Genomic DNA, 16,838 nt, shown 5'->3' on the forward strand with positions numbered 1-16,838 from the left:
AGGTTTTGATGCCTTGGAGCAATCAGAATGGCGGCGGCGGTGGCCCATGGGGCGGCGGTGGCGGCGGAAATAATCAAGGACCTTGGGGGCAAGGACCGAACCGGCCGCGAGGCAGCGGCAACGGGGGGCCTCCGGACCTTGAGGATATCATTCGCCGCGGCCAGGACCGCTTGAAGGGCTTCGTGCCCGGTGGCTTCAATGCAGGCGTCGTTCTCATCATCATTGCAGTGATTGCCGTTTTCTGGCTGATCCAGTGCATCTATACCGTGCAGCCGGACGAACGTGGCGTTGAACTGCGCTTCGGCAAGCCGCGCGAGGAAATCTCGATGCCTGGCCTGCATTTTCATGTCTGGCCGATGGACCGCATCGAATTCGTGAAGGTCACTGAACAGCAGCGCAATATCGGCGGCCGCTCCTCGGCCGGTTCGAATGCTGGTCTGATGCTGACGGGCGATCAGAACATCGTCAACGTCCAGTTCTCGATCCTCTATACCGTGACCAACCCGCAATCTTATCTGTTCAATCTCGAAACCCCCGACGAGACTTTGCAACAGGTTGCGGAGAGCGCTATGCGTGAGGTCGTCGGTCGTCGCCCGGCTCAGGATATTTATCGCGACAAGCGTCAGGAAATCGCGACCGAAGTCAGAAGCATCATCCAGGATACGATGGATCGCTACGGCTCCGGTATCTCCATCAATGCCGTTCCGATCGAGGATGTGTCGCCGCCGCGCGAAGTTGCCGACGCATTCGAGGAAGTGCAGCGTGCGGAGCAGAACGAAGACCAGCAGGTGGAAGAGGCCAATCAATACGCCAACCAGAAGCTCGGTCAGGCCCGCGGCCGCGCGGCTCAGATCCGCGAAGAAGCGGCTGCCTATAAGGATCGTATCGTGAAGGAAGCTCAGGGTGAGGCACAGCGCTTCATCTCGATCTACGACGAATACGTCAAGGCGCCCGAAGTTACGCGCAAGCGTCTGTTCCTGGAAACCATGGAGTCTGTCATCGGCAATTCCAACAGCATCATCATCGACGACAAGCAGGGCGTCGTGCCTTATCTGCCGCTGAATGAAATCGGCAAGCAGTCCACGACCCAGGCGGGCAAGCCCGCTGCTGCAACTCAGCCGGAGGCCAAATAATGACATCCAGCCGTTTGCCAGCCATTCTTATCGCGCTTGCGGTAGTGCTGCTGCTTATCTATTCGTCGGTGTTCGTGGTCAATGCGCGTGAACAGGCGATCGTCCTGCGCTTCGGCCAGATTCGCGCCGTGAAGACGGAGCCGGGCATCTACTTCAAGCTGCCGTTTGCCTTCATGGATGCCGATCGCGTCCAGTATGTCCAGCAGCAGGAACTCCGCTTCGATCTGGACAATATCCGCGTCCAGGTTTCCGGCGGCAAGTTCTACGAAGTCGATGCCTTCGTGGTCTACAAGATCATGGACGCGCGCAAGTTCCGCGAGACCGTCTCCGGCGATCGCGATTCGGCTGAATCGCGTCTCAGGACGCGCCTCGACGCTGCTCTGCGTCGCGTCTATGGTCTACGCGGCTTCGAGGCGGCGCTTTCCAACGAACGTGCCGCGATGATGACGGAAGTACGCAACGATCTGCATCGCGATGCGGAAACACTCGGCCTCAACATTGAGGACGTCCGCATTCGTCGCACAGACCTGTCTCAGGAAGTGTCGCAGAACACTTACGACCGCATGAAGGCCGAGCGTCTGGCGGAAGCCGAGCTGATCCGCGCGCGCGGTAACGAAGAGGGCCAGCGCCGCCGGGCGGTCGCTGACCGTCAGGTCGTCGAGATCGTCGCCGATGCGCAGAAGGATTCGGAAGTGCTGCGTGGTGAAGGCGAAGCTGAACGCAACGGCATCTTCGCGGATGCCTCGAAGCGCGATCCGAACTTCTACGAGTTCTATCGCTCGATGGCTGCCTATAATAAGGCGCTTGCCTCGGGTGGCAAGACGCTTGTTCTGCCGCCGAACCAGTCGGACTTCTTCAAGTATTTTGACAGTCCTCAGGGTTCCGCACCCAATTCCGGGGCGCCGGCACTCGCCAATCCGACGCCACCAGCGAACTAAGGCGTTGGTGCTAGCAATGAAAGGGCTGCCTTCCGGCGGCCCTTTTCTTTATGGCGGATTGCATCACCTTTACCATCTCCACAGTGGTGGGACGGAGGTCCGGGGATTTCTCAAAAAGGTGATTTCACGCTTCATCATTCCGCCTTATGTTGATGCTTATACAAGTTTTCCCCTATCTTGATGAGGATGCCTGATGGCTTCGACCAATCGCCTGCCTTTCAGCCGTTCGTTTGCCTTGCTCGCAAGCATTGCACTGATTGCCGGCCCCGTCGCGGGCGTCACAGAACAGGCTTATGCGCAGACGCAGAACAGCGGTGCAGCCGCAGGTGCCCAGCCGCCGGCCGCGACCAACAATCAGACGCCGCCGGCGGCATCTCCCACGATCACGACAAACCCGGCGCTGAATGCCGGGCCGGCATCGGTCGCGGATCTCGCTTCCGGTTTGCTCGACGCGGTCGTCAATATTTCCACATCCCAGAAGGTCAAGGATGAGGGGAATGGACCAGCGACCCCGAAGGTGCCGGACAACTCGCCCTACCAGGATGAATTCAACGATTTCTTCAACAACAAGAAAGATGACGACAGCAATCGCAAGGTGAGCTCGCTTGGCTCCGGCTTCGTCATCGATCCCTCAGGCTACATCGTCACCAACAATCACGTCATTGAAGGGGCCGACGATATCGAGGCGATCTTTCCGAACGGCACGAAGCTGAAGGCCAAGCTGATCGGAACGGATACGAAGACCGATCTTTCGGTGCTCAAGGTTGAGCCGAAGCACCCGCTCACGGCGGTCAAATTCGGCGATTCCTCCAAGATGCGGATCGGCGACTGGGTGATGGCAATCGGCAATCCCTTCGGCCTCGGCGGGTCGGTGACCATCGGCATCGTCTCGGCGCGTGGCCGCAACATCAACGCAGGCCCCTACGACAACTTCATCCAGACGGATGCGGCGATCAACAAGGGCAATTCCGGCGGTCCGCTCTTCAACATGAAGGGCGAGGTGATCGGCATCAACACCGCCATCATCTCGCCGAGCGGCGGCTCGATCGGTATCGGTTTTGCCGTCCCGTCGGAACTGGCTGAGGGCGTCGTCAATCAGCTCCGTGACTTCGGCGAGACGCGCCGCGGCTGGCTCGGTGTGCGCATCCAGCCGGTCACGGACGATGTTGCCAACAGCCTCGGCCTATCCGAGGCCAAGGGCGCGCTCGTGGCCGGCGTTATCAAGGGAGGCCCTGTCGATAACGGCTCGATCAAGGCGGGCGATGTCATCCTCAAATTTGACGGTAAGGATGTGGAGGAGATGCGCGACTTGCCGCGCATCGTTGCTGAAAGCACTGTCGGTAAGGAAGTCGATGTCGTCATCTATCGCGATGGCAAGCAGCAAACCGTCAAGGTGACGCTTGGCCGGCTGGAGGACAGCGATCAGGCGGCAGCGGCAAGCGCCGACAAGAGCAAGAAGCCGCAGCTCGCACCCGATGATAAGGGCAATGGCGACGGTGTCATCAATCCCGACCAGGGAGATGAGGGTGACGACGACGGCATGGATGGGCAGGATCAGGGCGGCGATCCGCAGCAATCGCCGCAGGCTCAGCCGCCAGTTCAGGCGACCTCGAATATCCTTGGAATGAAGCTCTCGACGTTGACCGCCGAAAACCGCAAAAGCTTCGGCATTGCCGACAGTGTCGATGGCGTTGTGATCACTGAAGTGGCACCCGGCTCTCCGGCAGCGGAAAAGGGGCTGAAGCCCGGCGATGTCGTCGTTGAGGTCGCGCAGGAATTCGTCCAGACCCCGGCTGCAGCCTCGGAAAAGGTGGCCTCGCTGAAGCGAGAGGGCCGCCGCAATGCGCAGATGATGATTGCGTCTCCGAACGGTGACTTGCGCTTTATCGCCGTCGCGCTTGAGTAGAATTCAGCTCACCGCCTGCTGCGCCCGCCACTCGGCGGCGCTGAGGCGATAGACGACGTGACGTTTCAGGTGCGGATGTGTCTCCGGAATTTGCGGATGGTCGAAATCCCGGGCCGGATCAGGACGCATGCCAATCTTGCGCATGACCGCCAGGACGCGCCTGTTGTCATGGACGGCAATGGACAGGATTTCTTCGAGGGCCAGGACGGTGAAAGCGTGGCGCATAAGAGCAATGCCGGCTTCAGTCGCATAGCCCTTGCCCCAGTGCTGCGCCGATATTCGCCAGCCGATTTCCACGGAATTTCCGGGCAAATGAGGAGCGAGCTGCAGCCTGGACAGGCCCACGAAACCGATTGCCTTGCCGCTATGCTTCACGGCCAGAGCCAGAAATTCGAAGCCCGGTTCGGGCGTGATGTTTCGGATGATAGTGAAGATGGTATCGGCATCGTCACGGCTACGGCTGAAGGGAAAGAATTCAAGAATGGCCGGATCAGAGCTCAGCTCATAAAACAGCTCGCGATCCTCTTCCAGGCATGGCCGCAGGATCAATCGAGATGTTTCGAGTCTCGTCATTGTCTGGCGCGCCACTCGGCTGCGGTCAGCCGGTAGAGGACATGGCGCTGCAAATGAGGATGCGTGTCGGGAACGTTAGGGTGATCGAAGTCGCCGCCCTCGATGCGATGCATGCCGATCCGCTCCATTACGGCGGTCGATCTGACATTGTTGTGCACGGCGAAGGAAACGATTTGATTGAGGCCAAGCGTTTTGAAGCTATAGGCTAGCAATGCCCGCGCCGCTTCTGTGACCAGCCCCTTGCCCCAGTGGCGCGCCACCAGCCGCCAGCCGATCTCGATCGTTCCGGCCGGGACAAATGGTTCCAGATGATCCGTGCGCATCAGCCCGCAATAGCCGATCGCTTCACGGCTTTCCTTCAGCTCGAGCACGTAAAGGCCGAGCCCGGTTTCCGCGATCATGGACTGGACACGATCGAAGAAGGCGTCCGCTTCCGCGCGATTGCGGCGAAAGGGAAAGAACTCCATGATGGTCTCGTCGGAATTGATCTCGTAGGCCAGGTCGCGATCCTCTTCGCGCCAATTGCGGATGATGAGGCGTTCGGTTTCCGTAATGATCATGGGCGGCCCCCGAGTTCAGCGATTCGCGCTGCTCTATGGTTTGACGAAGTCCGTCTTACGATAGCCCTGGATATAGAGCAGAGCGGTCAGGTCACCGTGGTCAATGCGCATCCTGGCCTGTGCCGAAACGGTTGGCTTGGCATGGAGCGCGACGCCGGAGCCGGCAAGCTGCAGCATACCGAGGTCGTTCGCGCCGTCGCCGACGGCCAGCGCTTCATCGGTGGAAATGCCGAGCCTCTCGGCGATTTCATTCAGCGCATCCACCTTGGCCTGCTTGCCGAGGATGGGCTCCTCAACCAGGCCGGTCAGAATGCCGTTTTCTTCCAGCAGGACATTCGCCCGGTTCTCATCGAAACCGAGGGTCGCTCCGACCCGGCTGGTGAAGACGGTGAAGCCGCCGGAAACGAGGGCGGTGTAATAGCCCTTCGTCTTCATGGTGGCGATGAGCTCAGGGCCGCCCGGCGTCAGGGTAATGCGCTTGGCGACGACACCGTCGACAACTGAGAGCGGCAATCCCTTCAGGAGAGCGACGCGCTCGCGCAGGGCCGGTTCGAAAGCGATCTCCCCATTCATGGCGCGGGCGGTGATATCGGCAACCTTCTCCTTGAGGCCGACTTCGGCAGCGAGCTCGTCGATGCATTCCTGGCCGATCATCGTGGAATCCATGTCGGCAATCAGCAATTTCTTGCGGCGGGTTTCGGCTTCCTGGATGACGAGGTCGATCGGCGCGTTGCCGATCACTGCCAGGATATTGGCCTCGGCTGCCTCGATATCGGTGTCGTCACGCAGCGCGATATCGCAGGCAATACCGTCGGCAAGCCAATAGAGCCCGGACGCTTTAACGGCATCAGCCGCCTGTTCGGCGATGGCCGGAACGAGAACGGGGTTTGACGGATTGGCAATAAGCGTGGCAACGAAGGCCATGAGCAGAAACCCTATGAGCAATATCGACGCGATCCTGATAACCGGGCCGACCGCCAGCGGCAAGTCCGCACTAGCGGTAGAGTTGGCGCGTTCGCATGGTGGCGTCGTCATCAATGCCGACAGCATGCAGGTCTATGACACCCTGCGCGTGCTGACTGCGCGGCCGGATGAAGCAGATATGGAAGGCATTCCGCACCATCTTTACGGCCATGTTCCAGCCGGCCAAGCCTATTCGACTGGCGTCTGGCTGCGCGAGGCAGGCGCCTTGGTCGAACGCTTGCGCGGCGAGGGCAGAATGCCTGTCTTTGTCGGGGGGACGGGTCTTTATTTCAAGGCCTTGACGGGCGGGCTTTCCGATATGCCCGAGATTCCGCCTGGTATCCGCAATCGCCTCCGCGGGCGGTTGCTGGCGGAAGGAGCGGAAGCGCTGCATGGTGAGCTTGCGCAGCGCGACGCCGCCGTTGCGGAAACGCTGAATCCGCAGGACGGGCAGCGCATCGTTCGCGCCCTGGAGGTGATTGAAGCGACCGGCCGGTCCATCGCTGCTTTTCAGGGGAAGACCGGACCAATGGTCATCGATCCCGACCGGGCGCGAAAAATCGTGGTTCTGCCAGAGCGCGCTATCCTGCACGAACGCATCAACAGCCGTTTCGAGAAAATGCTGGCGATGGGAGCGGAAGACGAGGTGAGGGCTCTGTTGGCACTGGATCTTCCGCCGGAAATGCCGGTCATGAAAGCGATCGGTGTTGCGCAGGTCGCCGCGATGCTGAACGATGAGATGACGCGTGCCGAGGTCATCGAAACCGGATCGGCGGCGACCCGGCAATATGCCAAGCGGCAGATGACCTGGTTCCGCAACCAGATGGACGAAAGCTGGGAGCGCTTGAGCCCTTAGTTCCAGATGTCAGTCCTTGTCGTAGAGACTGCTCAAAGGCTTCTTCAGGATACTATCCCGCAACGAAGGGCCGGATTCCCGCCTGAGCGACGGTGGTTGCTCTCTTGCGGGCGTCGGGCGCGCGCCCGTATCGTCGCTGCGAATTTCGCGGCGCAACTCGGCCAGCCTGCTATCGATCGATGTTTGTGTTGAAGCGGTTGGCTGCACGGTGGCGGTGCGGGGCAGCATGTCCGGGCGATAGGGCTCGTTCGATGAAGTATTCGTGTCTGCCGAACGTCTTGCAGGTTGCTCGATGGGCATATCGTCGAATTCGTTTCTGAAATCGGCAGCGTTTTGCGTTGGTGCGGCATAGCTTTGCTGTGGTGCGCCGAGATCAGGCCCCGAGATCGAGCGCATGCGGCTGATGATGGTCCGCAGATCTACTGTGTCAGGTGACTCCTCGCTGACTTTCGCCGCATTGCCGCTGGCTTTCGGAAGCAGCTGTTCGTCAACGCGCGAGAAGCGCATGCGCATCGGAACCGCGATGGCCTCGCCGAAAGCAATGGCTTCGCCATTGCCTATCGAGGACAGGAAACTGATCGTCGAGATTGAAGAGTTCGGGATGGCTGAGCGGATGATTTCCTGGTCGTGATCGTTGGCAAGGCGCATGGCAAACAGCGTCGAGCATTGCGACAGGATCGTCTGATCGAGTTCGCCCGGCCGCTGGGTGATGATGCCGAGCGATACACCGTATTTGCGGCCCTCCTTGGCGATGCGGGCGATGGCTTGCCGCGTCGGGAAGAAGCCGAGATTCGGATCGGCTGGAATGTAACGGTGTGCTTCCTCGCAGACGACCAGCATATGGATCGCGCCGTCGCTCCAGAGCGCCAGTTCGAATGCCATGCGGCAAAGCACAGAAGCGACCGAATTGATGACTTCCGAGGGAATGCCGGCGAGCTGGAAAGTGCAGATCGGCTTGCCGTCGCCTGGAATGCGGAAGATCTTGGCAATGGTCTCCATGATCGTATCGGTGATCGTATTGTTGGAGAACATGAAGTGATAGCGGGGATCGTTGATCGCTGAGATGATGCGCATCTTCAGCGAGCGTAGATGCGGCTTTTCCTGACGGCCTTCCAAGCGGCCAATGCGCTCGTCTATCAGCGCCAGAAGATCGGCCATGCGATAGGGGACCGGCGTATCCGCCGTTACCGAAGACTTTTCCGTCTGGCGGCGCATCAGCGTGGAATCGCTGCCTCGGAAGGCGCGCCTCGCTTCGGGAATGAGATCGCGCAGGGCGTCGAGTTCTTCCGGCACTGCGGGACGGCCGCGGAAAACGACTTCGCTAAACTCGTCGAGCCGCATCAGCCAGAAGGGCAAATCCAGCGTATCTGTGTCGATGACGACGGAGTGCCTCGGAAAGGCGGCGGCGAATTCGTTGTGCGGATCGAGGATCAGCACGCGCAGTTTCGGATCGGCTGTGATCGCCTTGTGCAGCAGCAGCGACACGGCGGTGGATTTACCGACGCCCGTGGAGCCGACGACCGCGAAATGCTTCGACAGCATCGACGGAATATGAATGGCAGCGTCGATACTTTCGTCCTGCGTCAGCTTGCCGATGACGCAGCTATTGCCCTTGCCGGCATCGAAAATGCGCATCAGGTCGGCTGCACGGATGCGGTGCGCGATTGCCCCGAGATAGGGATAGGCCGATATGCCGCTTGAAAACTCCTCGCGGCCATCCGGTCCGACGCGGACTTCGCCGAGCAATTCTACCTCGATGCGGAAGAGATTGTCCTGCCCTTCACCCCAGCCGACGCTTTGGGTGTTCATCGAATAGACGAGGGCTGCAACGCGGTTCTTCCCGACGCTGATGGAAATCAACCGGCCGACGGACCAGAGTTCGGTCAGGTCCGTACCGCCGGCCTCGGCAACAGCGGCGATCGTCGCTCTGGAACCGTTGCACGCGACAACGCGACCGAGGAAGCGATTTCCCGGTTTCAGCTTGTCGCGGCGATCAAGATCTCCCGCGCTGCCTGATGTCTGCAGGTCGTTATTCAGCAAACAGTTACCCCAACTAATAGATGCCGGAGCATAGAGATCTGGGCTTAACAAAACCCTGTCTGCCATCCGCTCTTTTTATAGGGTTATGATGCGGCCGCGATTTTTTATTGCTTCACGCGTTGACGCTTCGAAATTTTCTGTCTATCACTTCGGCCCATGAAAAACTCGATCGTTCTTATCGTGGTGGGAAGGCGCATGGGCAGGATGGTGTAACCATCCGGCGATAGCCACCCATGCGCTAGATGACAGGCTCCCCAAGGGGCCTTTTTTTATGCCCGAAATCGAGATTTCATCTTTCCAAACCTCCAGCAGACAGCGGAACAAACGTATGACCGGCACAGATAATCAGGCGAGCGGCAATCGAATGACAGGCGCGGAGATCGTGTTGCAGGCGCTCAAGGACAACGGCGTCGAACACATCTTCGGTTATCCGGGCGGCGCTGTGCTTCCGATCTACGACGAGATATTCCAGCAGGACGACATCAAGCACATTCTCGTCCGCCACGAGCAGGGCGCCGGCCACGCGGCCGAAGGCTATGCCCGCTCCACCGGCAAAGTCGGCGTCATGCTGGTCACCTCGGGTCCTGGTGCGACCAATGCGGTTACGCCGCTGCAGGATGCCTTGATGGACTCGATCCCGCTCGTTTGCCTCAGTGGTCAGGTTCCTACAACCCTGATTGGCTCCGATGCATTCCAGGAATGCGATACGGTCGGCATCACGCGCCCTTGCACCAAACACAACTGGCTGGTCAAGGACGTCAACCAGCTGGCTGCAGTCATTCATGAAGCCTTCCGCATCGCGCAATCCGGCCGTCCTGGTCCTGTTGTCGTCGATATCCCGAAGGACATCCAGTTTGCCACCGGCACCTATACGCCGCCGGAAGCCCATCATGTCCAGAAGAGCTATCAGCCGAAGATCCAGGGCGACCTCAACAAGATCAGCCAGGCAATCGAGCTGATGAAGAATGCCCGTCGTCCGGTCATCTATTCCGGCGGCGGCGTCGTCAATTCTGGTCCGGAAGCCTCCAAGCTGCTGCGCGAATTGGTCGAGCTGACAAATTTCCCGATCACATCGACGCTGATGGGCCTCGGTGCCTATCCGGCATCGGGCAAGAGCTGGCTCGGCATGCTCGGCATGCATGGTTCCTACGAAGCCAATATGGCGATGCATGATTGCGACGTCATGGTCTGCATCGGTGCGCGCTTCGACGACCGCATTACCGGTCGCCTGAATGCCTTCTCGCCGAATTCGAAGAAGATCCATATCGATATCGATCCGTCATCGATCAACAAGAACGTTCACGTCGATATCGGCATTCTCGGTGATGTCGGCAACGTTCTGGAAGACATGGTTCGCCTGTGGCGCGCCTTGCCGCAGAAGCCGGCAGCCGAGCGCCTCGGCGACTGGTGGGGCGACATCGCCCGCTGGCGCGCGCGCAATTCCTTCGCCTACAAGCCGAGCGACGATGTCATCATGCCGCAATATGCGATCCAGCGTCTCTATGAGCTGACCAAGCATCGCGATACCTACATCACCACCGAAGTCGGCCAGCACCAGATGTGGGCGGCGCAGTTCTACGGTTTCGAACAGCCGAACCGCTGGATGACCTCGGGCGGCCTTGGCACCATGGGCTACGGCCTGCCGGCGGCACTCGGCGTTCAGATCGCCCATCCGGAAAGTCTGGTCATCGACATTGCCGGCGATGCGTCGATCCAGATGTGCATTCAAGAAATGTCGGCCGCGATCCAGCATAATGCACCGATCAAGATCTTCATCCTGAACAACCAGTACATGGGCATGGTTCGCCAATGGCAGCAGCTGCTGCACGGCAATCGTCTCTCCAATTCCTACACGGAAGCGATGCCTGATTTCGTCAAGCTCGCGGAAGCCTATGGCGCCGTCGGACTGCGTTGCGAAAAGCCAGGCGAGCTCGATGCTGCCATTCAGGAAATGATCGACGTCAAGAAGCCGGTCATCTTCGATTGCCGCGTTGCCAATCTCGCCAACTGCTTCCCGATGATCCCCTCGGGCAAGGCGCACAATGAAATGCTGCTGCCGGACGAAGCAACCGACGAGGCCGTTGCCAACGCCATCGACGCCAAGGGCCGTCAGCTGGTTTGATCGATAGCCAAGGGCGCGGCGGAAGCCGCGCTCCGGCCGATCACGCTGGCATATCGAACAAAACCGAGGAAACGGAACAAGGATCATGAACGCACACCTTCAACCCACGGGCTCCGCCTACTTCATTTCGCCCGAGACTGCGGCGGCCGAGAGCCATACGCTTTCGGTACTCGTCGACAACGAGCCCGGCGTTCTCGCCCGCGTCATCGGCCTCTTCTCCGGCCGTGGCTACAACATCGAGAGCCTCACGGTTTCCGAGACGGAGCATCAGGCGCATCTGTCGCGCATCACCATTGTGACCCGCGGCACGCCGCAGGTGTTGGAACAGATCAAGGCGCAGCTCGAGCGCATCGTTCCCGTTCATCGCGTCGTCGATTTGACGGTGCGCGCCCGCGAACTCGGCCAGGAGCGGCCGATCGAGCGCGAAGTGGCGCTGCTGAAGGTGATCGGAAGCGGCGAGGCCCGCGCCGAAACGCTGCGGTTGGCCGACGCTTTCCACGCCAAGGTGGTGGATGCGACCGTCGAGCACTTCATTCTCGAGATCACCGGCAAGTCCTCGAAGATCGATCAATTCATCGCCATCATCAAGCCGCTCGGCCTCATCGAAGTCTGCCGCACCGGCATCGCCGCGATGAACCGCGGCTCGCAGGGAATGTGAGAAGCCTGCAGTGTTGATCGGCTTGCCGATCGGAATCGCGTGAGAAATCAGAGCGGTTTGGTGCTTTCGTGAAGCTCCAAACCGCTCTATCTTTTGCGACGGCCGACTTGGGTCGGCGATATCATTTCTAGCGGGGGAACATTGTGGCAGTCCTTGCCGGCGAGACTTTGCCTGAGATCGGCGAAAGGCCGTGGCACCCGCCAGCTGGCACGCGGCTTGGTGCCGCGCCTTTCGTCCGCGGTGATTTTCCCTGGCTAGGACATTATTTCGGCTCACAGAAACTGACTTCGATCCTTTCTCCTGGAATAGGCGGTGTCCTGTCCTGGGGTGGCCGTGTGCCGGCCAAGATGGCCGCCAGGATTGCGCGGTTTCGGCGGTTGCCTCATTGGCATATCGAGGACGGATTCCTGCGGTCGATGGGGCTCGGCAAGTCCGGCGCCATTCCGCTGTCCATCGTTATCGACGATCTCGGTCTACCCGTCGATGCGAGCAAGCCCTCACGGCTTGAGCGGCTAATAGAAGGTGCCGGGGAGGCGGGAGAGCTCGGCCGCGCAATTCGCGAGCAGATCGTTCTCAACAAGCTCTCGAAATATAATCATCTCCCTCATCGATCGCCTCACATCGAGCAGACGACCAGGCGGCGCATTCTGCTGGTCGATCAGGTCGTTGGTGACGTTTCTGTCGGTCGGGCGCTCGGCTCAAAAGCCTCCTTCGAGAAGATGCTTGCCGATGGGCTGGCGAGCGACGCGCAATGCCTCATTCGCACCCATCCAGATGTCATGGCCGGGCTTCGTAAGGGATATCTTACGAAGGGCGCTTCCAAAGGCGGCGCAATCCTGGTCGACGACGCGGTGTCGGTAGCCTCCATCCTCGAAGTCGTCGATGAAGTCTGGACGGTTTCCAGCCAATTCGGCTTCGATGCGCTTCTACGCGGAATTCCGGTTCGCTGCTATGCAGCACCTTTTTATGCCGGCTGGGGCGTGACCGAGGATCATTTCGGCGTTTACACCAAGGCCGCGCTTGCCGGGCGTCGGACCAAGCGAAGGACCGTCGATCAGATCGCCGTCGCCGCCTTTTCGCTTTATCCGACCTATCGCGATCCGGCCGACTGGCGCGAGATCGACGTCTTCAAGGCGATCGAGTTGATCGTCGCGCAGCAGAAGGCGGCTGCCTGAACCTACAGCATGTCCAATGACTTCTTTCGCGACGGCGGCGGGAAGGCGGCGTCGAGGACGGCCCAACCCTCGTCGGTGATATCGATATCGACAGAGCCACGGTTCTCTTCGACACGCTGCGCATTGGAGGATTTCGGGATCGATATCACGCCCTCGCGCTCCAGCAGAAAGGCAAGTGCGACCTGCGCCGGCGTCGCCTGATAGGTCTTGGCGATGCGGATCAGCTCGGGGTGATGGAGCAGGCGGCCTTGCTCGATCGGCGAATAAGCCATGATCGGAATGCTGCGCTCCTGGCACCAGGGCAAGAGGTCGTATTCGATGCCACGCCGGGAGAGATTGTAGAGCACCTGGTTGGCGGCGACATTGCCGCCGTTCGGCACGGAAAGCAGCTCGTCCATATCCGCGACATCGAAATTCGACACGCCCCAAGCCTCGATCTTGCCCGCCGCTTTGAGGCCTTCGAAGGCTTCCACCGTTTCTTCCAGCGGATAGTTACCGCGCCAATGCAGCAGATAGAGATCGATGCGGTCGGTATTCAGGCGCTTCAGGCTGCGTTCGCAGGCTGCAACCGTGCCCTTGCGGCTCGCATTGGCGGGATAGACCTTGCTGACGAGGAAAACCTCGTCGCGGCGGCCTTCAATCGCCTTGCCGACAATCTCCTCTGAACCGCCGTCGGCATACATTTCAGCAGTATCGATCAGCGTCATGCCGAGATCGAGGCCGGTTTTCAGGCTGGCGATCTCATCCCTGGCGCTTGCTGCATTCTCGCCCATGTTCCAGGTTCCCTGGCCGAGGGCCGGGACCGCGATGCCGGAAGGGAGGGTGGCGGTGGGGATGGGCTCGCGCATGGTCTGTCCTCGCTGCAGAAAACCGAAGGATAGGGGCATTCGACCGGATTTCAATTGGCATCCGTCATGTCACGGTGACAATCATCCTATGGCTTTCGTATGGCCGGCGAACTAATGTCGCATTGTCATGCGCCGTCGCATTTTTGCGCGCGTGAAGAAGAATTTTGGATGCCGCCTTGTCACGATACGGTGTCCCAGGAGGCATCATGGCGCTGGATACATTTCTGGCTCTTTTACTTTTTGCATTCACGACCTCGATCACGCCCGGACCGAACAACATGATGTTGTTTACCTCCGGTGTGAACTTCGGTTTCCGGCGCACCATTCCACACATGCTCGGCATCGGTGTCGGCTTTTTTGTGCTGCTGATTGCAGTGGGATTGGGATTGGGTGCGCTTCTGCACACGGTGCCGGTGCTCTATACCGCGCTTAAATTCGCCGGCGGAGCTTACCTCGTCTGGATTGCCTGGAAGATCGGCACCTCGCGCAGCCTGAGCGAGGCGGAAAGCGATGCAAAGCCGATGAGTTTCATCAGCGCTGCTGCGTTCCAATGGGTCAACCCCAAGGCGTGGGTGATGGCCGTCACCGCCATGGCCACTTACACAAATGAGGAGCTCTATCTCTTCACTGTCCTTCTCGTCGGGTTCGCGTTTGCCGCTGTGAACGTCCCTAGCGTATCGACCTGGGCCGGCTTCGGCTCCGTCCTGCGCGATTGGCTCTCCGATCCCGTCCGGCTGAAATGGTTCAACATAACCATGGCCGTTCTGCTGGTGCTCAGTCTCTGGCCGATGTTAAAGTAGGCGCAAAGAGACAGGAGACGGCCATGTCCCACGACCACCCGCATGATGACGACGACCATCACGATCATCATCATCACGACAATCACTATTCGGACATGCAGGCGCGGGTGAAGGCGCTGGAGACGCTGTTGACGGAAAAGGGGTTGATCGATCCGGCGGCGATCGACCGCATCGTCGAGACCTATGAGACGAAGGTTGGGCCTCGCAATGGTGCGCAGGTCGTTGCGAAAGCTTGGAGCGATCCCGACTTTGCCGATTGGCTGCGGCGCGACGCGACGGCGGCGATCGCAAGCCTCGGTTTTACAGGTCGCCAAGGCGAGCATATGCGCGCTGTGTTCAATACCCCCGAAACGCATAATCTGATCGTCTGTACGCTGTGCTCCTGCTATCCTTGGGCCGTGCTCGGGCTGCCGCCGGTTTGGTATAAGGCGCCGGCCTATCGCTCGCGTGCGGTGATCGATCCGCGCGGCGTGCTTGCCGAATTCGGCCTGACATTGCCGCAGGAGACGAAGATCCGCGTCTGGGATTCGACGGCGGAACTTCGTTATCTGGTGATCCCTCAGCGGCCGGCCGGTTCCGAAGGCATGGACGAGACGGCGCTGGCGGATCTCGTTAGCCGCGACGCGATGATCGGCACGGCGGTCGTCAGAATGCCGGAGGCAGCGTTATGAACGGGCCGCACGATCTTGGCGGGCAGATGGGCTTCGGCCCGGTCGCGCCGGAACAGAACGAGCCCATTTTCCATGCCGAATGGGAAAAGCGGGCGCTCGGCATCACGCTCTCTTGTGGCGCCTTCGGTGCCTGGAGCATCGATGAAAGCCGACACGCACGCGAGAATATTCCGCCCGCCGATTATCTTGCCGCCAGCTATTACGAGGTCTGGACGCGGGGCATAGACATGTTGCTGCAGCGGCATGGTTTTGCGACGGCGGAGGAGTTGCGCAGCGGCCATTCGCTCGAACAGGGCAGGGCGCCGAAGCGAATTTTGAAGGCCGATATGGTCGACGGTGTGCTGGCCAAGGGCGGCCCTTGCGACCGGCCGGTCGATTCTACACCGCTCTTTGCCGTCGGCGATCATGTTCGCACCAAGAACTTCAATCCGACTGGCCACACCCGACTGCCGCGCTACGCCCGCGCCAAGACGGGTGTCATTGAGGCGGTGCAGGGCTCCTTCGTCTTCCCCGACGACAATGCCCATGGTCGCGGAGAAAATCCGCAATGGGTCTACACGGTCGTCTTCGATGGTGCCGAGATCTGGGGCGAGGGTGCCGATCCCTCGTTGACCATCTCGATCGACGCCTGGGAGAGCTATCTTGAGCGCGTGTGAGATCGCATCGCCTCTGGCGCAATCGCCGCAGTTGCCGAAATCTGCCGATGGCGAGCCGGTCTTTCCCGAGCCTTGGGCGGCGGACGCTTTTGCAATGACCGTTCACCTGCACGAGAAGGGCCTGTTTGCCTGGAGCGAATGGGCTGAGCAGTTGTCGGCAGAATTGCATAAGCCCGGTCGCGCGCCTGACGGTAGCGATTATTTTGATTGCTGGGTGGCTGCTCTGTCAGGGCTGTTGGTTGCGAAGGGCATTGCCAATGCCGACGCGATTGTGGCTTTGCAGCAAAGCTGGCAACGAGCCGCGGAGGCAACGCCGCATGGCAAGCCGATCGCGCTTGAAAACGATCCTCAGTGCTGAGAATCAGTCACAAATTGGCCGACGAATGATTTGTTATTTGCGTCACTGGCATAATACGGCCCTGTTTTGCTATGTTGCTATCCGGTTGTTGAATTGCACATCGCAGTTTCCTGAAGAGCTTGTGTTGACCTTCTAAACAAGCATTACCTAACCGCTTATCCATTCGTGAACCGTAATGTCCTCTACTTCTGTGCTAAGCGATATTCCCGGCGGCAAAACTCTGCTTGAATGGTTCGGGCGGCTACCCCGCTTCCACGATGCCAAATTGCTTGAGATCAGCTTTCCGGGCAGCGGAGCAGGGCTGATGCGTATCCACGCATGGAACATGACAGACCAGGTGGACGCCAAAGGTTACTTCCTCCTGGATAAACACGCGATCGTTACGCTTGTCCTCGAGGAGGTGAGCGCCATCAGTTGTGCCGATTTCGAAATGGTACCGGGTACCATCTTCGATTTGGAAATTGCGAGGATGGATGAGAACTTCCGCATAGAATGGGATGCCAGCTACGGAGTGAGCGGTTTCGTCATCGCCAAACACATAAAGATTAGCCTTGTGCCAACAGATTCCGTCTGAGACCGTT

Annotated in this window: 17 protein-coding genes; 12 read left to right on the forward strand and 5 right to left on the reverse strand. The window is 59.6% G+C overall.

Annotated elements, in window-relative coordinates:
• Nucleotides 1-8 precede the first annotated feature (8 nt).
• The 3 genes from hflK to ACYJRZ_RS03455 all read left to right on the forward strand — a co-directional run bounded on the left by hflK (nt 9) and on the right by ACYJRZ_RS03455 (nt 3,977).
• Nucleotides 9-1,133: an FtsH protease activity modulator HflK gene (gene hflK / locus ACYJRZ_RS03445; protein ID WP_459456092.1), complete on the forward strand. Its 1,125-nt coding sequence runs from the start codon at nt 9-11 to the stop codon at nt 1,131-1,133.
• Complete coding sequence (gene hflC, locus ACYJRZ_RS03450; RefSeq protein ID WP_459456094.1) at nt 1,133-2,071, forward strand: protease modulator HflC; 939 nt, start codon at nt 1,133-1,135, stop codon at nt 2,069-2,071. Before hflK ends, hflC begins: the two co-directional genes overlap by 1 nt.
• Nucleotides 2,072-2,264: 193 nt before the next feature.
• Nucleotides 2,265-3,977, forward strand: a complete 1,713-nt coding sequence (locus ACYJRZ_RS03455; protein WP_459456096.1) for a DegQ family serine endoprotease — start codon at nt 2,265-2,267, stop codon at nt 3,975-3,977.
• A 3-nt stretch (nt 3,978-3,980) separates the two neighbouring features.
• Here ACYJRZ_RS03455 and ACYJRZ_RS03460 read toward each other — a convergent pair whose 3' ends face one another.
• The 3 genes from ACYJRZ_RS03460 to serB are packed head-to-tail and all read right to left on the reverse strand — an operon-like array spanning nt 3,981 to nt 6,034.
• Nucleotides 3,981-4,550, reverse strand: a complete 570-nt coding sequence (locus tag ACYJRZ_RS03460; protein ID WP_459456098.1) for a GNAT family N-acetyltransferase — start codon at nt 4,548-4,550, stop codon at nt 3,981-3,983.
• Complete coding sequence (locus ACYJRZ_RS03465; RefSeq protein ID WP_459456100.1) at nt 4,547-5,110, reverse strand: GNAT family N-acetyltransferase; 564 nt, start codon at nt 5,108-5,110, stop codon at nt 4,547-4,549. The genes ACYJRZ_RS03460 and ACYJRZ_RS03465 overlap by 4 nt, the downstream gene beginning before the upstream one ends.
• A gap of 33 nt (nt 5,111-5,143) precedes the next feature.
• Nucleotides 5,144-6,034 carry a phosphoserine phosphatase SerB gene (gene serB, locus ACYJRZ_RS03470; RefSeq protein WP_459456102.1) on the reverse strand — a complete coding sequence of 297 codons (891 nt, stop codon included), beginning with the start codon at nt 6,032-6,034 and terminating at the stop codon, nt 5,144-5,146.
• A 13-nt stretch (nt 6,035-6,047) separates the two neighbouring features.
• Between serB and miaA the strand changes: the two genes are divergently transcribed.
• The gene (gene miaA / locus ACYJRZ_RS03475) at nt 6,048-6,929 is read left to right on the forward strand and encodes a tRNA (adenosine(37)-N6)-dimethylallyltransferase MiaA (protein ID WP_459456104.1); all 882 of its coding nucleotides are present in this window, start codon (nt 6,048-6,050) and stop codon (nt 6,927-6,929) included.
• Between the two features lie 9 nt (nt 6,930-6,938).
• Here miaA and ACYJRZ_RS03480 read toward each other — a convergent pair whose 3' ends face one another.
• Nucleotides 6,939-8,969: an ATP-binding protein gene (locus ACYJRZ_RS03480; RefSeq protein ID WP_459456106.1), complete on the reverse strand. Its 2,031-nt coding sequence runs from the start codon at nt 8,967-8,969 to the stop codon at nt 6,939-6,941.
• Nucleotides 8,970-9,297: 328 nt separating this feature from the next.
• On the opposite strand from ACYJRZ_RS03480, the gene ACYJRZ_RS03485 reads away from it, so the two are divergent.
• From ACYJRZ_RS03485 to ACYJRZ_RS03495, 3 genes are all read left to right on the forward strand, one after another.
• Entirely contained in the window at nt 9,298-11,091 is a 1,794-nt protein-coding gene (locus ACYJRZ_RS03485) for an acetolactate synthase 3 large subunit (RefSeq protein WP_459456108.1), read from the forward strand.
• An 85-nt stretch (nt 11,092-11,176) separates the two neighbouring features.
• Nucleotides 11,177-11,749: an acetolactate synthase small subunit gene (ilvN, locus tag ACYJRZ_RS03490; RefSeq protein WP_459456110.1), complete on the forward strand. Its 573-nt coding sequence runs from the start codon at nt 11,177-11,179 to the stop codon at nt 11,747-11,749.
• A gap of 143 nt (nt 11,750-11,892) precedes the next feature.
• Nucleotides 11,893-12,924 (forward strand): capsular polysaccharide export protein, LipB/KpsS family, encoded by a 1,032-nt coding sequence (locus ACYJRZ_RS03495; protein ID WP_459456112.1) that lies wholly within the window; start codon nt 11,893-11,895, stop codon nt 12,922-12,924.
• Nucleotides 12,925-12,926: 2 nt separating this feature from the next.
• On the opposite strand, the gene ACYJRZ_RS03500 is transcribed toward ACYJRZ_RS03495, so the two are convergent.
• Nucleotides 12,927-13,772: an aldo/keto reductase gene (locus tag ACYJRZ_RS03500; RefSeq protein WP_459456114.1), complete on the reverse strand. Its 846-nt coding sequence runs from the start codon at nt 13,770-13,772 to the stop codon at nt 12,927-12,929.
• 206 nt (nt 13,773-13,978) lie between these two features.
• Here ACYJRZ_RS03500 and ACYJRZ_RS03505 point away from each other — a divergent pair, with 206 nt between their 5' ends.
• The 5 genes from ACYJRZ_RS03505 to ACYJRZ_RS03525 all read left to right on the forward strand — a co-directional run bounded on the left by ACYJRZ_RS03505 (nt 13,979) and on the right by ACYJRZ_RS03525 (nt 16,831).
• Nucleotides 13,979-14,572 carry a LysE family translocator gene (locus ACYJRZ_RS03505; RefSeq protein WP_459456116.1) on the forward strand — a complete coding sequence of 198 codons (594 nt, stop codon included), beginning with the start codon at nt 13,979-13,981 and terminating at the stop codon, nt 14,570-14,572.
• A gap of 23 nt (nt 14,573-14,595) precedes the next feature.
• Entirely contained in the window at nt 14,596-15,243 is a 648-nt protein-coding gene (gene nthA / locus ACYJRZ_RS03510) for a nitrile hydratase subunit alpha (RefSeq protein WP_459456118.1), read from the forward strand.
• Nucleotides 15,240-15,899, forward strand: a complete 660-nt coding sequence (gene nthB / locus ACYJRZ_RS03515) for a nitrile hydratase subunit beta (protein WP_459456120.1) — start codon at nt 15,240-15,242, stop codon at nt 15,897-15,899. The genes nthA and nthB overlap by 4 nt, the downstream gene beginning before the upstream one ends.
• Entirely contained in the window at nt 15,886-16,257 is a 372-nt protein-coding gene (locus ACYJRZ_RS03520; RefSeq protein ID WP_459456122.1) for a nitrile hydratase accessory protein, read from the forward strand. Before nthB ends, ACYJRZ_RS03520 begins: the two co-directional genes overlap by 14 nt.
• Nucleotides 16,258-16,432: 175 nt before the next feature.
• A complete protein-coding gene (locus tag ACYJRZ_RS03525) occupies nt 16,433-16,831 on the forward strand; it encodes a hypothetical protein (protein WP_459456124.1) in 399 nt (132 codons plus the stop codon).
• Nucleotides 16,832-16,838 lie beyond the last annotated feature (7 nt).

The sequence above is a fragment of the Rhizobium sp. No.120 genome (assembly GCF_054558365.1).

Coding starts and splice junctions, on each gene's coding strand:
- ACYJRZ_RS03525 (WP_459456124.1), top strand. CDS start 16,433: ATGTCCTCTACTTCTGTGCTAAGCGATATTCCCGGCGGCAAAACTCTG.
- ACYJRZ_RS03500 (WP_459456114.1), bottom strand. CDS start 13,772: ATGCGCGAGCCCATCCCCACCGCCACCCTCCCTTCCGGCATCGCGGTC.
- ACYJRZ_RS03465 (WP_459456100.1), bottom strand. CDS start 5,110: ATGATCATTACGGAAACCGAACGCCTCATCATCCGCAATTGGCGCGAA.
- miaA (WP_459456104.1), top strand. CDS start 6,048: ATGAGCAATATCGACGCGATCCTGATAACCGGGCCGACCGCCAGCGGC.
- ACYJRZ_RS03455 (WP_459456096.1), top strand. CDS start 2,265: ATGGCTTCGACCAATCGCCTGCCTTTCAGCCGTTCGTTTGCCTTGCTC.
- nthB (WP_459456120.1), top strand. CDS start 15,240: ATGAACGGGCCGCACGATCTTGGCGGGCAGATGGGCTTCGGCCCGGTC.
- hflK (WP_459456092.1), top strand. CDS start 9: ATGCCTTGGAGCAATCAGAATGGCGGCGGCGGTGGCCCATGGGGCGGC.
- hflC (WP_459456094.1), top strand. CDS start 1,133: ATGACATCCAGCCGTTTGCCAGCCATTCTTATCGCGCTTGCGGTAGTG.
- nthA (WP_459456118.1), top strand. CDS start 14,596: ATGTCCCACGACCACCCGCATGATGACGACGACCATCACGATCATCAT.
- ilvN (WP_459456110.1), top strand. CDS start 11,177: ATGAACGCACACCTTCAACCCACGGGCTCCGCCTACTTCATTTCGCCC.
- ACYJRZ_RS03505 (WP_459456116.1), top strand. CDS start 13,979: ATGGCGCTGGATACATTTCTGGCTCTTTTACTTTTTGCATTCACGACC.
- serB (WP_459456102.1), bottom strand. CDS start 6,034: ATGGCCTTCGTTGCCACGCTTATTGCCAATCCGTCAAACCCCGTTCTC.
- ACYJRZ_RS03460 (WP_459456098.1), bottom strand. CDS start 4,550: ATGACGAGACTCGAAACATCTCGATTGATCCTGCGGCCATGCCTGGAA.
- ACYJRZ_RS03485 (WP_459456108.1), top strand. CDS start 9,298: ATGACCGGCACAGATAATCAGGCGAGCGGCAATCGAATGACAGGCGCG.